The sequence below is a fragment of the Nonomuraea sp. NPDC050680 genome, assembly GCF_040654555.1.
Taxonomy (GTDB): Bacteria; Actinomycetota; Actinomycetes; order Streptosporangiales; family Streptosporangiaceae; genus Nonomuraea.
On the sequence record NZ_JBFAIF010000003.1, the window covers coordinates 678,611 to 695,732 of the forward strand.

The window sequence follows — 17,122 nt, forward strand, 5'->3', positions numbered from 1 at the left end:
ATGCTCCCCGATCCGGGCGTCCCGGCCGGGTGTGGCCGGTCGAGTTCGTGACACGCTGCGTCGTTCGGAGACGATGTTCATCGAGCCAGACCTGGCGGTCTACGAACGCACGCCCGCCAGCCTCTCACGGCGACGGCGCAGGCCATCACCAACACCACGAAGTCGAATAAGTGACCGACAGAACGACGAAACGTAACCGGTGAACACCTCCTCCCTGATTTGCTCGCTCTCCGTTTGGACTCGTTCACTCGTTAGGAAATTGCCATGAACGAAGCCCTGATCAACACGTTCAGTCCCGTCGTAACCGTTGGTGCGGCTCGATGTCGCGGGTGCCGGGCTTGGTTTTACTCGGCCGCCCCCGGAACCGGGGCCGACGCACGGAAGGTGCGCCGGTAGGTCGACGGGGCGACCCCCGCTTCCGCCGCCAGGTGTCGACGTAGCGACGTGGCGGTGGTGAAGCCGACCTCGTGGGCGACTCGGTCCACCGGCAGGTCGCTGGACTCCAGCAGGTGCCGCGCCCGCCGCAGGCGGTGCTGCGTCAGCCAGCGACCGGGACTCATGCCGGTCTCCTCTAGGAAGCGCCGGGCGAAAGTACGGGTGCTCATCGCCGCGTGGGTGGCCAGTTCGTTCAGCGACAGCGGCGATTCGAGGCGCTGCAGCGCCCAGTCACGCGTCGGCCCGGTGCCGGTCGCGCTCGCCGGCAGCGCGGCGGTCCACGACAGGAGCGTCGCGGCCTGATCGTCCTTGCGCACGTGCCTCACTTGTCCATCGTGGCGGAAGAGCGCCGGTGCGGTACCGGAGTACCTCACCGGCGACCCGGCTCAGGCGTCCGACCGCGCCAGCCGGTACGCGGCTCCGCCCAGGAGCAGCACGGTCCAGCCGAGGAACACCAGCAACCCGGCGGTCGGCGACAGGCTGGTGGCGTCATGGGTCAGGGCGAACATCGACTGGCCCGCGTTGCTCGGCAGGTACGGGCCGATGGTGTCCTGCCAGGAAGCCGGCAGCAGCGAGATCAGGCCGGGAATCAGCATGAGCGCCGCCACGAGGACCGAGGTACCGCCGGCGACCGAACGCAGCAGCGCTCCCAGCGCGACCCCGAGCACGCCGATCAGGCCCAGGTAGGGACCGGCGCCCAGCAGGCTGCGCACGACACCGTCGTGCGACGGCGTCATCGCCGCGGGCGTCGCGGACACGATGCCGCTGCCGACGACGAAGGCGGCGAACACGCCGGCCACGCCGGCCACGCCGACGAGCAGCGCGACGGCGCCGTACACCGCCGACTTGGACCACAGCACGGGCAGCCGGCGCAGAACGCCGGTCAGGGTGGAGCGGATCATGCCGGTCGAGTACTCGCCGGCGGTGACGAGCACCCCCAGCACGCCCAGCGCCAGTTGCGCGAAGTTCGTGCCGAAGAGGGACAGGCTGAGTGCGGTGGCGTTGGCGAAGTCTTCGTCGAGCGGCTGGCCGGAGCCGACGCTGGACTGGTACCGCGCGGCGGAGATCAGCCCGAAGGCCACCAGGAACACCAAGCCGAGGCCGAGGGTGATCCACGTGGAGCGCAGCGACCAGAGCTTCGTCCACTCCGAACGCAGGACACGGAGCCCGGTCACGCGGTAGGCCGGGCGGGCCGCGCGAGTGCGGACGGCCGGCGTCGTCAGGGTGCTCATGCCACCCTCCCCATAGTGTCGAGCCCGGCGGTGGCGCCGTGGTACTCGACGGCGTCGCGGGTCAGGTCCATGAAAGCGTTCTCCAGGGAGACCGTCCGTGCGGAAAGCTCGAACAGGGCGATGCCGTGTTCGGCGGCCTTCAGCCCGATGGTGCGGGCCGAGAGGCCGCTGACTTGCAGTTCTTCGGATCCGGTGCGACCGACGATCTCGACACCGGGTCCGGCCAGGACGTCGCGCAGCCGGCCCGGCTCGGCCGTGGCCACATGTACGGCGTCGCCGCCGGCGCTCCGGACGAGGTCGTGCACGGTCGTGTCGGCGAGCAGCCGCCCCCGGCCGACGACGATCAGGTGCTCGGCGACGAGCGCCATCTCGCTCATGAGGTGCGAGGACACGAACACCGTCCGGCCGTCGGCGGCGAGCTCGGTGAGCAAGGTGCGGATCCAGAGCACCCCCTCCGGATCCAGGCCGTTGACCGGCTCGTCGAGCATGATCGTCGCGGGGTCGCCCAGCAGGGCGGCGGCGATCCCCAGCCGCTGACCCATGCCGAGCGAGAAGTTCCCGACGCGTTTCTTCGCCACGGACTGCAGCCCGGCCAGCTCGATCACCTCATCGACGCGCCGGCGCGAAATGCCGTGGGTCTGGGCTTGCGCGAGCAGGTGGTCGTGGGCCGACCGGCCCGGGTGCACCGACTTCGCCTCGAGCAGGACCCCGACCTCCTGCAGCGGTGCCCGGTGCTCGGCGTAGCGGCGGCCGTTGACGTGACCGAGCCGGCGGTCGGGGCGTCGAGCCCGACGATCATCCGCATCGTGGTCGACTTGCCCGCGCCGTTGGGGCCGAGGAATCCGGTGACCACGCCGGGCGGACGGTGAAGTCCAAGCCGTCCACGGCGGTTTTCACCCCGTATCGCTTCGTCAGCTGTCGTGCTTCGATCATTGCTTGTCCCCTGGGATTTCCGGTCCGGACAGCCCGGTCCGTTCGCTCTTCACGCTAGGGCCGGGGCCGAGACGAAACGTGGTACCGGGGGAGGGAATCGGTGCCGCCCGTAGTACCTGGGTACGACGGCAACGCTGGGCGGTTCCTAGCGGAACTCGAAGTGCTCGGCGTGAACGTAATCGCGCGGGATGCCGTTCCGCCGCAGGCCGGCGCTGAGCCCCGCGACCATCGCCGCCGGACCGCACAGGAACACGTGCGTGTCAGTCGTCACCGGACCGGCCGCGGCCTCGATGCGGTCGATGGTGAGCCTGCCGTGCTCCTGGGAGAAGACCGGGTGCACCTCGAGGTTCGGCAATCGGTCGGCGGCCGCGACGAGGTCGGCCAGGAACACCGCGTCGGCCTCGGTGCCGACGCAGTAGAACAGATCGATGCGGCTCGGCTCGCCGACCCGCTCGGTGGTCAGCCAGCCCAGGAACGGCGCGACTCCGATACCGCCGGCGATCCAGATCTGGCGAGCGCCGCCGAGGGTGTGGTCGAACATGCCGTACGGGCCGTTGACCACGGCCGGCAGCCCCGGACGCAGGTTTTCGCGCAGCCGCCGAGTGCCCCGGCCGCGGGCGCGGATAGTGAGCCGGACCGAGCCGTCCGGCGACGTCCCGGCCACGCTGAACGGGTGTTCGCGCCAGCGGTGTTCCTCGCCCACGCTCAGGTAGACGAACTGCCCGCCCCGCAACGGCGAACCGGCACCGGTCGGCGTCAGCAGGACGTCGGTGATGTGCGGTCCCGGGCGGAGCACCTCCTTGATCACGTAGCCGGCTTTCGGCGCTCTGCGCCGGAGCAGCAGTTCGTCGTAGCCGTACGCGATGACTCCGACCGCGCTGATGATCAGATAGATGACACGCAATACGGCCGATCCCGCCAGTACTTCGTCGAGTAGCCAGCCGTGTACCAGTGCCGCAATCAGCAACAGGCCGATGAAGCGGTGCGTCACCTGCCAAAGCCGGTAACCGACCCGCAGCAGCCGGCTCACCCGGGCCAGTGACACCAGGATCAGCGCGATCAAGCCAACCGCGGCGGAAATGCCCAGCACCCGCCCCGCCACGCCGGAGAAGGCGAGTTCCCCCTCGGGTGCCGTCTGACCGCCGCCGGTGATCAGCGTGTGCGGGACGAACAGCAGCAGGGACCAGATCCCGCACAGCCGGTGCCAGAAGTACACGCGGTCCAGGCCGCCGAAGCAGCGTTCCAGTGTGGACAAGCGGCTGGCCAGGACCGTCGTCCAGGTCATCAGGTAGACCGCGAGCACGCCGAGGACTTCGCCCAGCAGGTAAGAAGTGGCGATCCCGTCCGGCCGGAGCTTGCTCCAGGCCGCCACCACCGCCCCGGCGCCGGAAACCACCCCCAGTGGGCCGGCGTGCCGCAGCTTCAGCCGGACGTCCATCGGCTGGCGCAGGATGCGGACGACGTAGATGGCGATGGCGACGAGGAACGACATGGCGTGACTCCACGTGTCGGTCGGCCGGACAGGTTCTCGGTCGGCACCTTAACTAAGTTCAAGTACTCTGTCGACGATGCCTGAACTTAGTTAAGGTGTCAAGGGCGCGCGGTTGTCAGTCCAGGGTCGCCTGGATCGCCAGCGCGACGGAGATCCTGTCGCCGGTCACTGGGCCGCCGCCGTCCAGTGGCAGGCCGATGCTGACGTCGAACGTCTTGCGGCTCAGCTCGCTGGGCGCTGTGAACGCCACGCGGGTTTCGCTGAAGCCCTCGAGCTGCAAGCGCAGTGGCACCTCGGCGGTGACGCCGTGGCAGGCGAGGTTGTCCCGCAGGGTGGGTACGTGCTCGGCGCCGATCAGGACACGCAGCGGGCGGGTCGCGGTCGTTCCCGTGGGCACGGATACTCCTGGATGGTCGGGGAGAGGTACCGCACCACGATCTCGATCCTGGGTGAATCGCGATCACGATGCGGTTCGGAATCCGGTAAGAGGCGCTGCGGTCAGTGCGCCGTGGGTGTTCCGCCGGGCGCCGGGCCCCGGACGAGGAACGCCCCGACGATCGTGAACAACGACAGCGTGGCCGCTACCAGGAACGCCGCGTGCATGCCGCCCGCCGTCTGCTCCACGAGCGGCACGCCTTCGGCGGTGAGCGCCGCCGAGCGCGCCGACAGCACACTGACCAGCAGCGCCACCCGGCAGCCCCGGCCAGTTGCTGGGCGGTGCTGAAGATCGCGCTGCCGTAGGAGTACAACTTCGGCGGCACCGCCCCCAGGCCCGCGGCGAACAGCGCCGTGAACACGAACGCCAGTCCGACCGACAGCAGCAGGTGGAACCCGACCTGTAGGGCGTCAGAACTCGCGTGTGGGGTCTGATCTGGGGTTTCTCCAGTTGAGTCAGGCGGCTCGACGGTACTCGTTGATCGCTCCTCCGAGTGCCTCGTGGCGCTTAATCATGGTGCTGCGACCTGGCTGCGGCCCAGTAACATCAGCCGGCCGAACACCCGCAGCGTGATGAGGTAGAGCAGGCGGACAAGCACAAGACGCGATCTTGTCTGCAGGGACGGGTCCCATCAAGCCGCAGGCCAGCGCCATCGTGGCTGGGTTTTGACGCGGCACAGGATCGGCCATTTCTCCTCAGGGACAACGGTTCCCAACGGGTCTCCTCAGTTACCGGCGAGACCGTACCGAAGCTGAGCGTCCGAGAGGTCTGATTCCAAGTAACTGACAGGAAGGCGGTGCACCGGTTCTGGTCATCATCCAAGCAACGTGGCTCGGCGCGGCCGGGGAACGGTCAAGGACTTTGGAGAGCCAGGGGCGCTCCGAAGCCAGAGCTCGGGTACGCAGTGCTCGCCCGCGCCCACACCGCCGGGACCGTGACGGGCGGGGTGTGGGTCACCGTCGACGAGGCCGGACGAGCCACGGCAGACGGTCGTGAACGGAGATGTCACGCGCCGTCGATGATGTCGAGGACGGCGCGCACCGGGTCGGCGGCCCGGTAGTCCGCGCTCAGGTCCCGCGCCCGGCGTCGGAACGTCGGCTCGTCCAGTACCCGTCGGACGGCCTGCCCGACCGCGGCGGTCTCCGGTCGGCCGGTGCGCAGGTCGACGCCGACGCCGAAGTCCGCGACCCGGGCGGCCACCGCGGGCTTGTCCTCGCTGCCGCCCGCTACGACGAGCGGCACGCCGTGGTGCAGGGCGAGCTGCACGCCGCCGTACCCGCCGTTGGTGACCACGACGTCGACCAGCGGGAAGAGCGCGTCGAACGGGATGAACGACTCGACGCGTGCGTTCGACGGCACGCGTAGGTCGCCGGGGGCGAGCTCGCGGCCGCCGAGCCCGGCCACGACGAGCACGTCCTCGTCGGCCAGCGCGTCGAGCGTGGGTTGGACAAGATCGGTCAGGTCGTGGTTGGCCACCGTACCTTGGGTGAGCGCGACGACCCGGCGCTGCGACAGCTCGGGCCACCACGAGGGCGGCTCCCATGCGGTGGGCGGTTCGGGCGGCAGGGCCCCGACCAGCCGCAGCGTCGGCGGCGCATCGACCCGGGGGTACTCGAAGGACGGCACGGTGAGCTGAGCGAACACGTCGGGCAGCAGGACCTGCGCGTCGCTGATCACCGGCAGCGTGTCCGTCGCGCCCAGCCCTGCCATGACCTGCTGGGCGTGCGCGGTGGCGCCGGCGAGCTGCGCGGCGAGTTCGGCGTTGAACGCCGCAGCCGCTCCCCGCACGTCGAGCCCGGCGCGCGGGGGAGGAGGCCCCATCATGGTCAGCTCGGCCCCGCTGAGAGTCAGGGGGAACACCCCGAGGCCGACGGTGCGCCGCGGCCGGATCCCGGGCGCGCCCAGCAGCTGCGGCCACGTCCCGTAGAAGGCGGCCTCGTGGACGACGGCGGCGTCCGGCTGCTCCGCCAATACCTCCTGCAGCACGGCGTTCTGCGCCGGCGCCATATCGGTGAACCAGCCGAACATGGCCTGCAGGAACGCCGGGCCCGGCGCCAGCTTGTGCAGCCACGGCTGCAGCTCACCGAGGCGGCGGTCGTCGAAGTCGGCCGGTCCGGCCAGCGGGACGAACGCCGCTCCCGCCGCTTCGGCCTGCGACGCGAACCGACTGCCGCTGACGACTGTGACCCGCCGTCCGGCGGCGACGAAGTGGCGGGCGAGGTTCAGCACCGGCCGGATGTGACCGGTGAGCGGGGTCGCGGCGAGCACGATGGGTGCGGCTGTCATGGGAGGGCTTCCTCGGGGTCGACGGAGGGCGGCCCGCGGAGGCGGCCGACCCGATGAACCCGATTCTCGCCACCCCCGCTCGCTGAAGACCACCGGACACCGACCGGACACCGCCGGTACGGGCGGACGGCCGAGCTCAGTCCCGTCCAGAGACGGTGTCGGCACGCCGGACAAGCTCCCAGAACCGCTCACCGAGCTCATCGGTGTCCAACGGGGCTGCGTCCGACTCCGCCACGCCCTCCCACCACTGTGCCGACGCCACATCACCGAGGTCGGCCGCCACGGCCGCGGCCACGCCCGCCAGGTGTGCCCGCGGCCGGTGCCCGTCCCGCTGGGGGGCCAGCCCGCCGGCGACGGCGAGCATCACGGCCGCGTCGTCCAGGCGTCCTTCGCCGCGGGCGGCCTGCGCGCACTCCGCAAGGACTGCGGCCACCGAGAATCCGCTGCCCAGCTCCTGCGCCGTGGCTGCGGCCCCCCGCCAGTGCCGCGCCGCCGCGGACCGATCACCGCGCAGCAGCGCGCCGTCCCCACGGCCGATGGGCACGTGCACGGCCGCCCACACGTCGCGTTCAACGTCGAGGCGCTCCTTCATGTGGGCCTCTGCCCTGGCCAGCAGAACCCCCGAACCATCGAAGTCCTCCAGGCGCAGCGCCGCCGCCGACGCGAAGATCGCCGCCTCCGTGGCCAGCGAGACGTCGTCGATCCGCTCGGCCAGCCGCATTGCCCGCTCCGCGGTGGCGAACAGGTCCGCGGCGACGCGGTTGAACCCGGCGCGCGCCACCAACCAGCGGGCCCGGCCCCCCTCGCTCAGGTCGTCCTCGTGCAGGCGGTCGGTCCAGGCGAGGCCTTCGTGGGTGTGCCCGGTCATCCACAGCGGCAGCCACACCGACCACAGCAGCTCGGCGGCGTCGTCGTGCCGGCGGGCGTCGACGAGTTGGTCGAAGCCGAGCCGCAGCACGTGGCGATCGACCTCGACCTGCTCGACCGCCGTCATGTCGCCGCGGCCCCGGATCCGCGCACCATGTTCGCGCGCCGCCCGCAAGGCCCATTGGGCCACGCCCCGACGGACCTGTTCCCGGTCGGTCGGTTCGAGCGTCTCGAGCGCGTACCGGCGGACCGGTTCCAGCAGCCGGAACCGCGCGACCAGCCCTGCGTCGTCGCCGCGGGTGACCAGTGAGTGCTCGATCAGCTCGGCGAGCGCACCCACCGCACCTGCCGCGTCCGGCGCAGCGATCGCGTCGACGGTGTCGAGGGAGAAGCTGCCCGGGACCATGGCGAGCCGGGGGAGCAGTCGCCGGGCCGCGGGGCCGAGCATCCGGCAGCTCCACTCGATGGTGGCCGCCATGGTGCGTTGCCGCGCCGGCAGGTCCCGCGGGCCGGCCACGGGCAGATCCGTCAGCTGATCGACCCGCTTGAGCAGTTCCCGTGGCCCGAGTCGGGCGGCCGCGGCGGCCAGGAGCTCGATGGCCAGTGGCAGCCCGTCGGCCCGCCGGCACAGCTGCGCGACGGCACCGTCGTCCCCACTCCCGGCGGGCGGTGGCGCGCCGGCGGCGGCCAGCCGCTCGCCGAAGAGCCGCACGGCCGCAGCCGGGCCGAGCGGGGCGATGCGCACCTCACGTTCCCGGCGCACCCGCAGCGGGACGCGGCTGGTGGCCAGGACCACCGCGGCCGGGGCTGCCGCCAGCAACTCGACCAGCTGCGGGCCGCAGGCCGTCACGCGCTCCAGGTTGTCGAGCACGAGCAGGGCCGACGTCCCGGCGAGGTGCGCGGCGAGGCCGGTCACCGTGTCGGCGTGGGATCCCGCGGCGCGGGCCACGACGGCGACGGCGTCGTCGGGGTCGGTGACGTCGGTAAGGTCGGCGAAGTACACGCCGCCCGGGTGATCGGCGGCCACCACATCCGCAGCCACCAGCGCGACGGTGGTCTTGCCCACCCCGCCCGGGCCGGTGAGCGTCACCAGCCGGCCCGGCGTGGCGCGCAGGGCGGCCACGATCTCGGCGACCTCATCGTCCCGCCCGACCACCGGGACGGCCGGAGGCGACGGCGGGCGGGTCGTCAACGTGCGGGGCGGCATTTCGAGGGCCCCGTCCCCGGCCCGGCCCAGGGTGGACAGCAGCGCCATGCGGTCGGCGTCGCGGAGCTGCAGCGCCGAGGCCAGCGATCGCACGGTGTGCGGCTGGGGCTGGGTCCGCCGCCCGCGTTCCAACGCGCTGACCGCGTCGACGGACAGTCCGGCGGCGGCGGCCAGCTCCTGCTGGGTCAGCGACCTGGCCTCCCGTAGTTCACGCAGCATGGCCGCGAAGCTGCTCGTCCTCCGCGCTGGTCCCAACGAGTCGTTCACAAGCTCGATTATGCCCAGCAGGGCAGAGGCGGTGTCCGGGCGGTGTCCGGGCGGTGTCCGGTTGCCGGGCAGTACCCCCGATGTTCATGCTCGACGGTGACAGAACGAACCAGATAGCTAGGAGATCGACGGCATGCTCCCCCAAGCCCTCCACGCACTGCGCGAGGCGATCAACTCCCACGTCCCGGAGCGGATCGCCGGCTGCTTCACCGACGACTACGTCGCCGAACGACCGCTGCGACCGGCCGAGGGGTTCATCGGTTCCCACCAGGTCGCCGCGAACTGGATGAAGATCTTGGCCGGCCTCCCCGACCTGCAGGCCGAGATCCTGCGCCACGCCCAGAACGGCGACGAGCTGTGGTCGGAGTGGGAATACCGGGGCACCGCCCCGACCGGGGCGACGGTCGTGCTGCGCGGCCCGGTGGTGCTCACCACCCGCGACGGACGGATCGCATGGGCCCGGTTCTACCCCGACCCGGTCACCATGGTCGGCCCAACCCACACCACCGTCTCCCGGGTGCTGGACGCCCCGGCCGAACGGATCTTCGCGGCGCTCCGCGACCCCCGCCGCCACCCCGAATTCGACGCCACCGGCCTCCTGCGGCACGCCGAAACCTCCCACCCGGTCGACGCCGTCGGCGACACCTTCGTCATGGCCATGCACAACGACGAGATGGGCGACTACCGGATCGAGAACCACGTCGTGGCCTTCACCGAGAACCGGGTCATCGCCTGGGCGCCCGGCCAACCGGGTCAGCGCCCGACCGGTCACCGCTTCACCTGGAAGCTCACCCCGACCGACGACGGCCACACCGAGGTGACCCAGACCTACGACTGGACGGCGGTCACCCACCCGGCAGAGGTGCCTCGCCTGCCGGTCGTCTCCGCCGACGAGCTCGACGGGTCGTTGACCCACCTGGCCGCGGCGGTGGCGTAGGGAAGCCGAAGGACTCGGGCGCAGTCCGTGTACCGGCTGAAGCGACGTTTCGCGACGGTCCCTAATGGTCATGGCGACGTAGGGGTGCAGGGGGTGCCGCGAAGAACTGGCGCCCCACAGCCCACGCTCTGACTACCGTCGCCCCGCTGGAACAACGGGAGACAACGCCCGCTCAGCGGTCTGGGCCACCCGCGTGCGGGCCTTGGCCCAAGGCCGGGTAGCTAGTAGGGCTTGGTCAGGTTCACTTGTGAGTGGCGTGTCCATTAGTTCCGCCGCGCATCGCGCATAACTCTCAGCCTGAATCCGCAGTGTGATTCCAGATGATCATTTTCCGGCCCAATTCCTCCACGAGGACAGATTCCGCAGGTGGAGGGGCTGTTTCAGGGCGTGGGAGGGCCGCCGTGCTCGGGTCACGGCTTGTCCGGTGTGCGTCTGGGGGATCCGGGCGCGCGGTGGCGTGGGTGACCGTGAAGGTCGTCGGCGGTGCATGACCCGAGGTATCGGCTGGTCAGGCCCTTCGTGCGGTGGGTGGGTCGTGGATGGCGGTGAAGGCGTTCAGCCAGGCAGACTGCCAGCGCCATCCGGCGGGCAGATGCAGGGTGAGATGACCTTGCCCACCGGATCGTCCGTGCCGGGCCACCCGGGCGGGCACGCTGATGAGGTGACGGCGCAGGGTCGCCCCGCGCGCCTTGGCGTGGAAGGTCGAGGCCAGGCAGCCCAGGGCCCGCAGCAGGTTGTGGGTGATCGCCGCACAGGTCAGCCACGCGGCGTTGGCCGCGAAATGGCCAGAGGGCAGGTGCGCAAGCGGCCCGTCGATCAAATCCGCGTTGATCTGCTCCTGCACCGCGTGATCACGGTGCTGTTCCTCGGCCTGCACCAGCGCATAGGGGCTGTCGGTGAAAATCGGGTAGTACCGCCAGGCGGGAAACAACTCGTCTTGGCCGCGTTCGGCCTGCTCATTCAGCTTCTTGACCCGGCGCACGATCAGCCGAGCGGTGACCTGCTTGCTCTTCTTGCTCGTGAACGCGGTGTAGGTGGCCTCGGCGACCTCGGCGTCGGAGATCCAGCCGCCGGCCTGCTCATCGAAGATCGCCCGAGGGTACTTGATCGGCGTCCAGGCGTCCTCGCCGATAGCGGCGATGGCGGCTTTGATCTTCGCATCCAGCTTGGCGGTGACCGAGAAGCGGACATCCCGGCGGCAGGCGGCCACCACCTGCTCGCTGTAGAAGGCCGAGTCGCCGTGCAGGACCAGCGTGCCCGAGCAGCCCGCCGCCCGCGCAGTGGCGATCGACTCTGCGCCTGCCGAAATTCCATCCATGCAGGTCAAGCAGCATGTGAGTACTCGTGGAGGACGCCGCCAAGCCGGTCTCGTCGGCGTATGTTCAGGTCGATGATTCGCTCTGGATCCGTGATCGGGTTCGGGACGGTGCGCAGCGGGGCGGCTTGGGCCAGAGCTTGATGGGCTCGGTGCTGGTTGTAGAACCGTTCGTACTCGGTTGCGTCCACGGGAGTGCTGTACGGGTCAGAGCACGTGCCGAGCACTGCGAGCGACCTCTACAGACGGTGCCTGCATGACTGGAGCGCGAAATCCACTTCCGCGGAGCTAGGATGCAACCGCCGAACAGGGCGGCGGCCGTGCTCCGTGCGTGCTCGTACGCCCCGACATGCGTCGTCAGGACGCGGCACTGCCTGACACGCAAAATGTGTGAAGGCGGCACGAACCACCACCAGGCGGCACCGCGCGGCACTAAAGGATCTTGCTCCTAATCCGACGGTCGCAGGTTCGAATCCTGCAGGGCGCGCGACCTCCTAGCAGCACAAGAGGGCCTCTGACCTGCGGTGAAGCAGGACAGAGGCTCTCTTCATGTGTCCGGCTGTCTACGGCAGTCAGTGATCGTTTGCGGGCATCTTCGCCCAATGCTTGCCCACGATTCCGTGGGTGGTCCAGATCATGAGTCGCTGAACTTGAGCGCCTCGACGATTCGTCGCTTGGCTGCCGGACCATGCAGGTGGCATAGATCCTGAGCAGCACTTGCATGCTGGACCGCGCCCTACCCAGTCGTGCGTGACGTGGTTCTGTCGGTAGTTGGTGACGTCAGTTGTTCGTGAAAGCTGACGGCACCAGGTGATGGCCCAGAAAGATGTTCGCGAATTCCGACGTCACCATCGGGGTTGCGGTGTCAAGCTGGATGTGCTCGGTAAAGGAGCACCCCCGATGCTGCCTGGCCAGTCGAAGGTCGAGTTGTACGCCGCGCTGCGGCGCGACTCCCGCGATGGCATGTCGAACCGGGCGTTGCAGTGCAAGTACGGCGTCACCTGGAGCACGGTCAACAAGGCCTGACCTCGGCTTGGCCGCAGCCACGCACGACAACCGCTTCGGCGCGGCCGTCGAAGCTGGATCCGTTCACGCCGCTGATCGACGAGATCCTGCTCATTGATCTGGACGCGACCAGGAAACAGCGCCACACCGTCACCCCGGATCTACCGCCGTCTGATCGACGAGCACTCCTCGTCCGAGGCGTTGCGTTGACCACTTGAACCCGCACCGATGAGAGGGCGCAAGCGTCCTGCGAGCAACCGCGCGGTCCGGCCAGGGACTGAGAGTCCGGTGTTTATACCTTGCTCGCGACCACCATGTAGTTCTCGGCCTCAAGATCGAACGTGCTCAGTTCCGTCTGGAGTCCGACCCGGTGCAACTCGACTTCGAGTTCCTCGTACCGGTAGGGCCAGCAGGACAGCAGTTCCGAGCGGACAAGAACCAACCCGGTCGCATCAACTTGCGCGATCGCAATCTCGATGTGGTGCTCCTCCTCCCAATGCGGCGCAATCTCCCAGCGGTAAACCACGACGGCATCGCGACCGTTCCGGCGGACGAGTCGGTCACTGATCTCCAGCCGGGAACCTCTGGCCCTCACGAGTTCCCAAGTGCGGGATGTGAGTACCAAGCGCCCGCCGGGGCGCAGAAGCCGTGACATCGACTCCAGAGCAGCACTCCTGCCTGTCGCGCCCGTGGCATGGTGAAGCGAGTTGCCAACGCAGAACACCATGTCGAACGTGTTGTCCTGGAAATGGTCGGGCAACTCTTCCCAGTTCGCCCGTACGGCCCGGACGGATGCCCCGAACTCCTCAGACAACTCTGCAGTCCGACGAACCATCGCCTCGCTGGCGTCAGTTGCGACAACCTGCATGCCACGACCGGCGAGGCCAACCGCCAACTGTCCGGTTCCGCACGAACAGTCGAGGACGTGAGCGTTCGACGGCAGGAGATTGAGGACGTCGTCGAACGACGCAGCGAACTCGGCTGGAGGCAACTTTGCATCCGAGATGAGCCATTCGTACACCTCGGCAAGCACGTCATAACCTGCCACAACCACTACCTCCGTCACGCGGCAGACTCACGGTAGGACGTCAGTCCATCAGCGGAGCAAGCCGGGCACCAATGGTTTTCGCAAGGATTGCTCTGACGGTGTTTATGGGTTGTCAGTTGTCCGTCTGAGTGAATGTCACCGGCTGGTTAGCTGGGAAGTTGTTCGTGATCTTGGTGAACGCACCGGCACGTCGATGATCTTGACCTCCAACCGGGCGCCGATGGACTGGTATCCACTGTTCCCGAACCCCGTCGTCGCCGAATCGCTACTGGACCGGCTGATCAACACGAGCCATCAAGTATTCATGAACGGACCCAGCTACCGTCCGAACAAGCGCCCTGGGCGCGTCGCCTCGACAGACGAACCCGACAGCGACTAGAAAAGGATCAAGGCTGGGACCTGGGGGAATAACGTGAAGCGACCCCAGAGGAATTACGTGGCGTTCCACATCGATCATGAGCGGCGGGTAGGGCCGGGCCGGCCGCAACACCGGTTCCCCCTGTCGCCCGGCCGAGTCTCCGGGCGAGGCTGATCGGGTCGATCATGGCCATGATCGCGGGCGGTCATCTCCGCATCGCCCCTCGCGGAAGCTGATCAACCCGCCACCCGTCGCTGCCGCCTGCCCGCAAGCCGGCGACAGCATGTCCACGAATCTTCCGCATGACCGTAAGCCTCACCAGCGTGACGACGCGTTCTCCATCGTGAGCATCACGGCGCGCGACGCACTGCATGCCCTTCGGCCCGGAGGGAGAGTCACCGTCGTCGACTTCGGCGGCCCAGCGTCCAACATCGCGGACGCCGGCCACCCCACGCACAGCCATGGCCACGGCCTGGCCCACGCCCTCCAGCACCTGCCCCGCCTCATCCGTTCCCGCGTGGCGCACAGCCCAGTCATGGCCCGCAACCATGGCGACGGCATCGTCGCGCTGCTAGCCGAGGCCGGGTTCGGCGACGCCCGAGAGGTCGCGCACGCCGATCACAGATTCGGCCGGGTCACCTTCGTGCAGGCGACCCGCCCCCTCGAACACACGTGACCAGCTCACAGCATTCCGGTTCAGTCGGCTATCCAGCTTCCGTGGAAGCCGAGCGGGATGCGGACGGGCAGGTGCACGGTGGCGAGAGGCTCGCCGGTGAAGTCCTGCGCGGAGAGGATCACCAGGTCAGCCGCTCCCCGGTCGGGGTTGTTGACGTAGGAGAACACGTAGCCGTCGTCCTCTTCCTCGCCGGCGGCGATGAAGAGCGGTTCGCCCACGTACGCCTTGCGCCCCATCCGCCGGGTCTCGTGCGTGCCGCGCTCAAGGTCGTGCTTGATCAAGGTGTTGTCGAACGCCTCGTCGGACATGTCCTCCAGCTGGGCGTCGCCGGGGTAAAAGACGTTTTCCACGTCGAGGGTGGCGGTGGTGTAGCCGTAGCGGTACGGCCGGCCGGTGCGGCGCTCGTCCATGCGCGGGAACTCCTGCGCCCGGTCGTCCAGCCGGGTCTGCGCGACGCGGCCGGTACGCAAGTTAACGCGCCAGCGGTCGAGCGTGGGCGTGCCCCCGAGGTCCAGCCGGCCCTCCACGAACCGCTTGGGGTAGCGCACCACATCCACGACCACCTCGTCGCCGTCCTCGTAGGCGTTGAGCGTGTGGAACACCCAGCACGGCTCCACCTCAAACCAGCGCACTTCGCCGGTGCTGCGCGACAGAAGGCCGAGCCGCGGCGTATGTGCCTCGTTCCACGCGACCGGCAGCGGCGAGCCCTTCTGCGCGTGCGCCATGCTGAACGTCACCGGCAGGTCATAGATCACCACGTACCGCTCGGTGAGCGCGAAGTCGTGCACCATCGGCCCGTCGGGGACCGGGATGTTCGTCACCTGCGTCACCACGCCCTTGGGGTCGATGACGATGTGCTGGTGATAGTCCCAGCCCCAGAAGTTCGCGATCGCGTGCAGCTCGCCGCTGACCGGGTCGAGGTGGGCGTGGCCGGTGTACCCCCCGGGCAGTGCGCCGCCGAAGTCGCACGGGCCGATCGTGTCGAGCTCGTAGCTCAGCTCGTACGGACGCGCTCCCCCTTCCTGCGTCGCGAAGGTGCGCCCGGCCAGCCCAATCACATGGGTGTTGGGGGGGAAGTCCATGTCGGCGTGCACCGGCCCGGGACGCGGTTCCTCGCCGAGCCGCCGCGCGACGGCCGCGCTGCGCACCCACCGGTTGCGGTACCACTCGGCGCGGCCGTCGCGCAGCCGCAGGCCATGCACCATGCCTTCGCCGGTGAGCAGGTGGCTGGCGGTGGGGTCGTCGAGGCCGAGCGGGTTGGGGCCGTTACGCAGATAGCGGCCGGTCAGCTCGGCCGGAATGCGACCGGTGACCTCCAGGTCGAAGGCCGTGATCTCCTCGGTGACGGGGGTGAAGCCGCCAGTGAACGGGGTGGTGGTCATGTCGTTTCCCTTTCGCCTGTCTCTTGTCGTGGTCCGGCCGGGAACGGCCGTGGTGTCGTGGTCAGGAACGGCGTGAGCACCGAGGTGCAGAGCAGCCGGAAGCGCGCCGACGCGTCGGCCTCCTCGAAATAACTCAACTGCCGCAGCCCGATCGCCGCAGACATGCCCGCGATCCCCAGCCCGACGACCAATGCGCGCTTCTGCACGATGCCGTCCTCCGTTCTCCTCGAGTCGGTCCGATCAGTCCGGGACGATGACGGCGCGGGTGCGGCCCTGGTGCGCCCAGGCCTCGCCGACGCGGCTGAGCGGGTAGTCGGTGTATGGCGCGTGGAAGGTGCCGTCGGCGAACCGGGCGATGATCTCGGGGAACTCGGCGATCATCTCGGCCTTGGAGACCGAACCCTTGCCACTACCGCTGATCCGGATCCGCCGGCTGCGCAGCAGTGCCGCGGGCAGCGCCGCCTCGGTTCCGGCGAGTGAGCCGATCTGCACGTAGTCGATGGCCGCGCTGTCGTCGTCCGTGCCGGTCTTTCCCAGTGCGGCGAAGGTGGCCTCGGCGACGGGGCCCCACACGAAGTCGAGCACGAGCGTAGGCTGCGCCTCGGCGACGGTGGCGGCGAGGGCGGTCGCCCTGGCGTCGGGTGCCGCGGCCGCGAGCGGAACGGTGACGGCGCCGAGGCCGCGCAGCCGCTCCAGCGCCTCGTGATCGCGCCCGGCCGCGATCACCTGTTTCGCGCCGAGGGACAGTGCCGCCCGCACGGCCAGGCTGCCCGACATGCCGGTCGCCCCGAGCACCAGCACGGTGCCGAGCTCGCCCACCTCCTTGTGGTGGGTGATCAGCGGCATCCAGCCCGCCATGGCGGGGTTCATGCCGGCGGCGACCGCGAGCGGATCGGCCCCGGCGGGCAGCTCCACCTCGAACGGGGTGACCAGCCATTCGGCCATCGTTCCCCACGGCGACCGGGCAAGGCCCGTGTAGACCAGCCGCCCGTCATCGGTCCGGGCCACGGCGTCGACGCCCGGCACGAGGGGGTAGGCCTGGTGGCTGCCGTAGTGGCGGCCAGAAGCCAGCCCGCGGACGACGTGGTGCAGACCCGCGCCCACGAGTCTCAGCGGTGCCCGGCCCGGCCGTTGTTCCGGGTCGGGGAAGTCCGCGCAGACGGGTGTCGATTCTGGAGTGTTGACGACCGCAGCACGCATGACACGCTCCTGAACTAAGTTCGTTTTTGGGTGTCGCCCACCATGC

At 69.4% G+C, this 17,122-nt stretch carries 15 protein-coding genes and 2 pseudogenes; 4 read left to right on the plus strand and 13 right to left on the minus strand.

Going from position 1 to position 17,122, the window contains the following annotated elements:
* Window positions 1-344: 344 nt before the first annotated feature.
* From AB0H88_RS14385 to AB0H88_RS14420, 8 genes and pseudogenes are all read right to left on the minus strand, one after another.
* A pseudogene (locus tag AB0H88_RS14385) lies at window positions 345-686 on the minus strand (helix-turn-helix domain-containing protein); the annotation flags it as partial.
* A 135-nt stretch (window positions 687-821) separates the two neighbouring features.
* Window positions 822-1,667: a hypothetical protein gene (locus AB0H88_RS14390; protein ID WP_357644285.1), complete on the minus strand. Its 846-nt coding sequence runs from the start codon at window positions 1,665-1,667 to the stop codon at window positions 822-824.
* A pseudogene (locus tag AB0H88_RS14395) lies at window positions 1,664-2,600 on the minus strand (ATP-binding cassette domain-containing protein). The gene AB0H88_RS14390 and the pseudogene AB0H88_RS14395 overlap by 4 nt, the downstream one beginning before the upstream one ends.
* 145 nt (window positions 2,601-2,745) lie before the next feature.
* Window positions 2,746-4,092, minus strand: coding sequence for a ferredoxin reductase family protein (locus tag AB0H88_RS14400; RefSeq protein ID WP_357644287.1), 1,347 nt, complete (start codon window positions 4,090-4,092; stop codon window positions 2,746-2,748).
* A 115-nt stretch (window positions 4,093-4,207) separates the two neighbouring features.
* A complete protein-coding gene (locus tag AB0H88_RS14405; RefSeq protein ID WP_357644289.1) occupies window positions 4,208-4,489 on the minus strand; it encodes a YceI family protein in 282 nt (93 codons plus the stop codon).
* Window positions 4,490-4,590: 101 nt separating this feature from the next.
* Window positions 4,591-4,782, minus strand: a complete 192-nt coding sequence (locus AB0H88_RS14410; RefSeq protein ID WP_357644291.1) for a hypothetical protein — start codon at window positions 4,780-4,782, stop codon at window positions 4,591-4,593.
* 751 nt (window positions 4,783-5,533) lie between these two features.
* Window positions 5,534-6,814: a glycosyltransferase gene (locus tag AB0H88_RS14415; protein ID WP_357644294.1), complete on the minus strand. Its 1,281-nt coding sequence runs from the start codon at window positions 6,812-6,814 to the stop codon at window positions 5,534-5,536.
* A gap of 136 nt (window positions 6,815-6,950) precedes the next feature.
* Complete coding sequence (locus AB0H88_RS14420) at window positions 6,951-9,155, minus strand: helix-turn-helix domain-containing protein (RefSeq protein WP_357644296.1); 2,205 nt, start codon at window positions 9,153-9,155, stop codon at window positions 6,951-6,953.
* Window positions 9,156-9,288: 133 nt separating this feature from the next.
* Here AB0H88_RS14420 and AB0H88_RS14425 point away from each other — a divergent pair, with 133 nt between their 5' ends.
* Entirely contained in the window at window positions 9,289-10,092 is an 804-nt protein-coding gene (locus AB0H88_RS14425; RefSeq protein WP_357644298.1) for a nuclear transport factor 2 family protein, read from the plus strand.
* A gap of 508 nt (window positions 10,093-10,600) precedes the next feature.
* On the opposite strand, the gene AB0H88_RS14430 is transcribed toward AB0H88_RS14425, so the two are convergent.
* Window positions 10,601-11,410, minus strand: a complete 810-nt coding sequence (locus tag AB0H88_RS14430; RefSeq protein ID WP_357644300.1) for a transposase — start codon at window positions 11,408-11,410, stop codon at window positions 10,601-10,603.
* 897 nt (window positions 11,411-12,307) lie between these two features.
* Here AB0H88_RS14430 and AB0H88_RS14435 point away from each other — a divergent pair.
* Window positions 12,308-12,433, plus strand: coding sequence for a hypothetical protein (locus tag AB0H88_RS14435; protein ID WP_357644302.1), 126 nt, complete (start codon window positions 12,308-12,310; stop codon window positions 12,431-12,433).
* 271 nt (window positions 12,434-12,704) lie between these two features.
* Here AB0H88_RS14435 and AB0H88_RS14440 read toward each other — a convergent pair whose 3' ends face one another.
* Window positions 12,705-13,478 (minus strand): class I SAM-dependent methyltransferase, encoded by a 774-nt coding sequence (locus AB0H88_RS14440; RefSeq protein WP_357644304.1) that lies wholly within the window; start codon window positions 13,476-13,478, stop codon window positions 12,705-12,707.
* Window positions 13,479-13,569: 91 nt separating this feature from the next.
* Between AB0H88_RS14440 and AB0H88_RS14445 the strand changes: the two genes are divergently transcribed.
* A complete protein-coding gene (locus AB0H88_RS14445) occupies window positions 13,570-13,839 on the plus strand; it encodes an ATP-binding protein (RefSeq protein WP_357644306.1) in 270 nt (89 codons plus the stop codon).
* A 262-nt stretch (window positions 13,840-14,101) separates the two neighbouring features.
* A complete protein-coding gene (locus AB0H88_RS14450; protein WP_357644307.1) occupies window positions 14,102-14,494 on the plus strand; it encodes a hypothetical protein in 393 nt (130 codons plus the stop codon).
* A 20-nt stretch (window positions 14,495-14,514) separates the two neighbouring features.
* On the opposite strand, the gene AB0H88_RS14455 is transcribed toward AB0H88_RS14450, so the two are convergent.
* Genes AB0H88_RS14455 through AB0H88_RS14465 form a run of 3 tightly spaced genes read right to left on the minus strand, consistent with a single transcriptional unit; the run spans window position 14,515 to window position 17,076 of the window.
* Window positions 14,515-15,876, minus strand: a complete 1,362-nt coding sequence (locus tag AB0H88_RS14455) for a carotenoid oxygenase family protein (RefSeq protein WP_357644309.1) — start codon at window positions 15,874-15,876, stop codon at window positions 14,515-14,517.
* Window positions 15,873-16,082 carry a hypothetical protein gene (locus tag AB0H88_RS14460; RefSeq protein WP_357644311.1) on the minus strand — a complete coding sequence of 70 codons (210 nt, stop codon included), beginning with the start codon at window positions 16,080-16,082 and terminating at the stop codon, window positions 15,873-15,875. The genes AB0H88_RS14455 and AB0H88_RS14460 overlap by 4 nt, the downstream gene beginning before the upstream one ends.
* A 34-nt stretch (window positions 16,083-16,116) precedes the next feature.
* Window positions 16,117-17,076, minus strand: a complete 960-nt coding sequence (locus AB0H88_RS14465; protein WP_357644313.1) for a zinc-binding alcohol dehydrogenase family protein — start codon at window positions 17,074-17,076, stop codon at window positions 16,117-16,119.
* Window positions 17,077-17,122 lie beyond the last annotated feature (46 nt).

What these genes read in the sequence shown, in the direction of transcription:
- AB0H88_RS14390 (WP_357644285.1), bottom strand. Translation starts at nt 1,667, where the DNA reads ATGAGCACCCTGACGACGCCGGCCGTCCGCACTCGCGCGGCCCGCCCG.
- AB0H88_RS14400 (WP_357644287.1), bottom strand. Translation starts at nt 4,092, where the DNA reads ATGTCGTTCCTCGTCGCCATCGCCATCTACGTCGTCCGCATCCTGCGC.
- AB0H88_RS14415 (WP_357644294.1), bottom strand. Translation starts at nt 6,814, where the DNA reads ATGACAGCCGCACCCATCGTGCTCGCCGCGACCCCGCTCACCGGTCAC.
- AB0H88_RS14425 (WP_357644298.1), top strand. Translation starts at nt 9,289, where the DNA reads ATGCTCCCCCAAGCCCTCCACGCACTGCGCGAGGCGATCAACTCCCAC.
- AB0H88_RS14430 (WP_357644300.1), bottom strand. Translation starts at nt 11,410, where the DNA reads ATGGATGGAATTTCGGCAGGCGCAGAGTCGATCGCCACTGCGCGGGCG.
- AB0H88_RS14435 (WP_357644302.1), top strand. Translation starts at nt 12,308, where the DNA reads ATGCTGCCTGGCCAGTCGAAGGTCGAGTTGTACGCCGCGCTGCGGCGC.
- AB0H88_RS14450 (WP_357644307.1), top strand. Translation starts at nt 14,102, where the DNA reads ATGTCCACGAATCTTCCGCATGACCGTAAGCCTCACCAGCGTGACGAC.
- AB0H88_RS14455 (WP_357644309.1), bottom strand. Translation starts at nt 15,876, where the DNA reads ATGACCACCACCCCGTTCACTGGCGGCTTCACCCCCGTCACCGAGGAG.
- AB0H88_RS14465 (WP_357644313.1), bottom strand. Translation starts at nt 17,076, where the DNA reads ATGCGTGCTGCGGTCGTCAACACTCCAGAATCGACACCCGTCTGCGCG.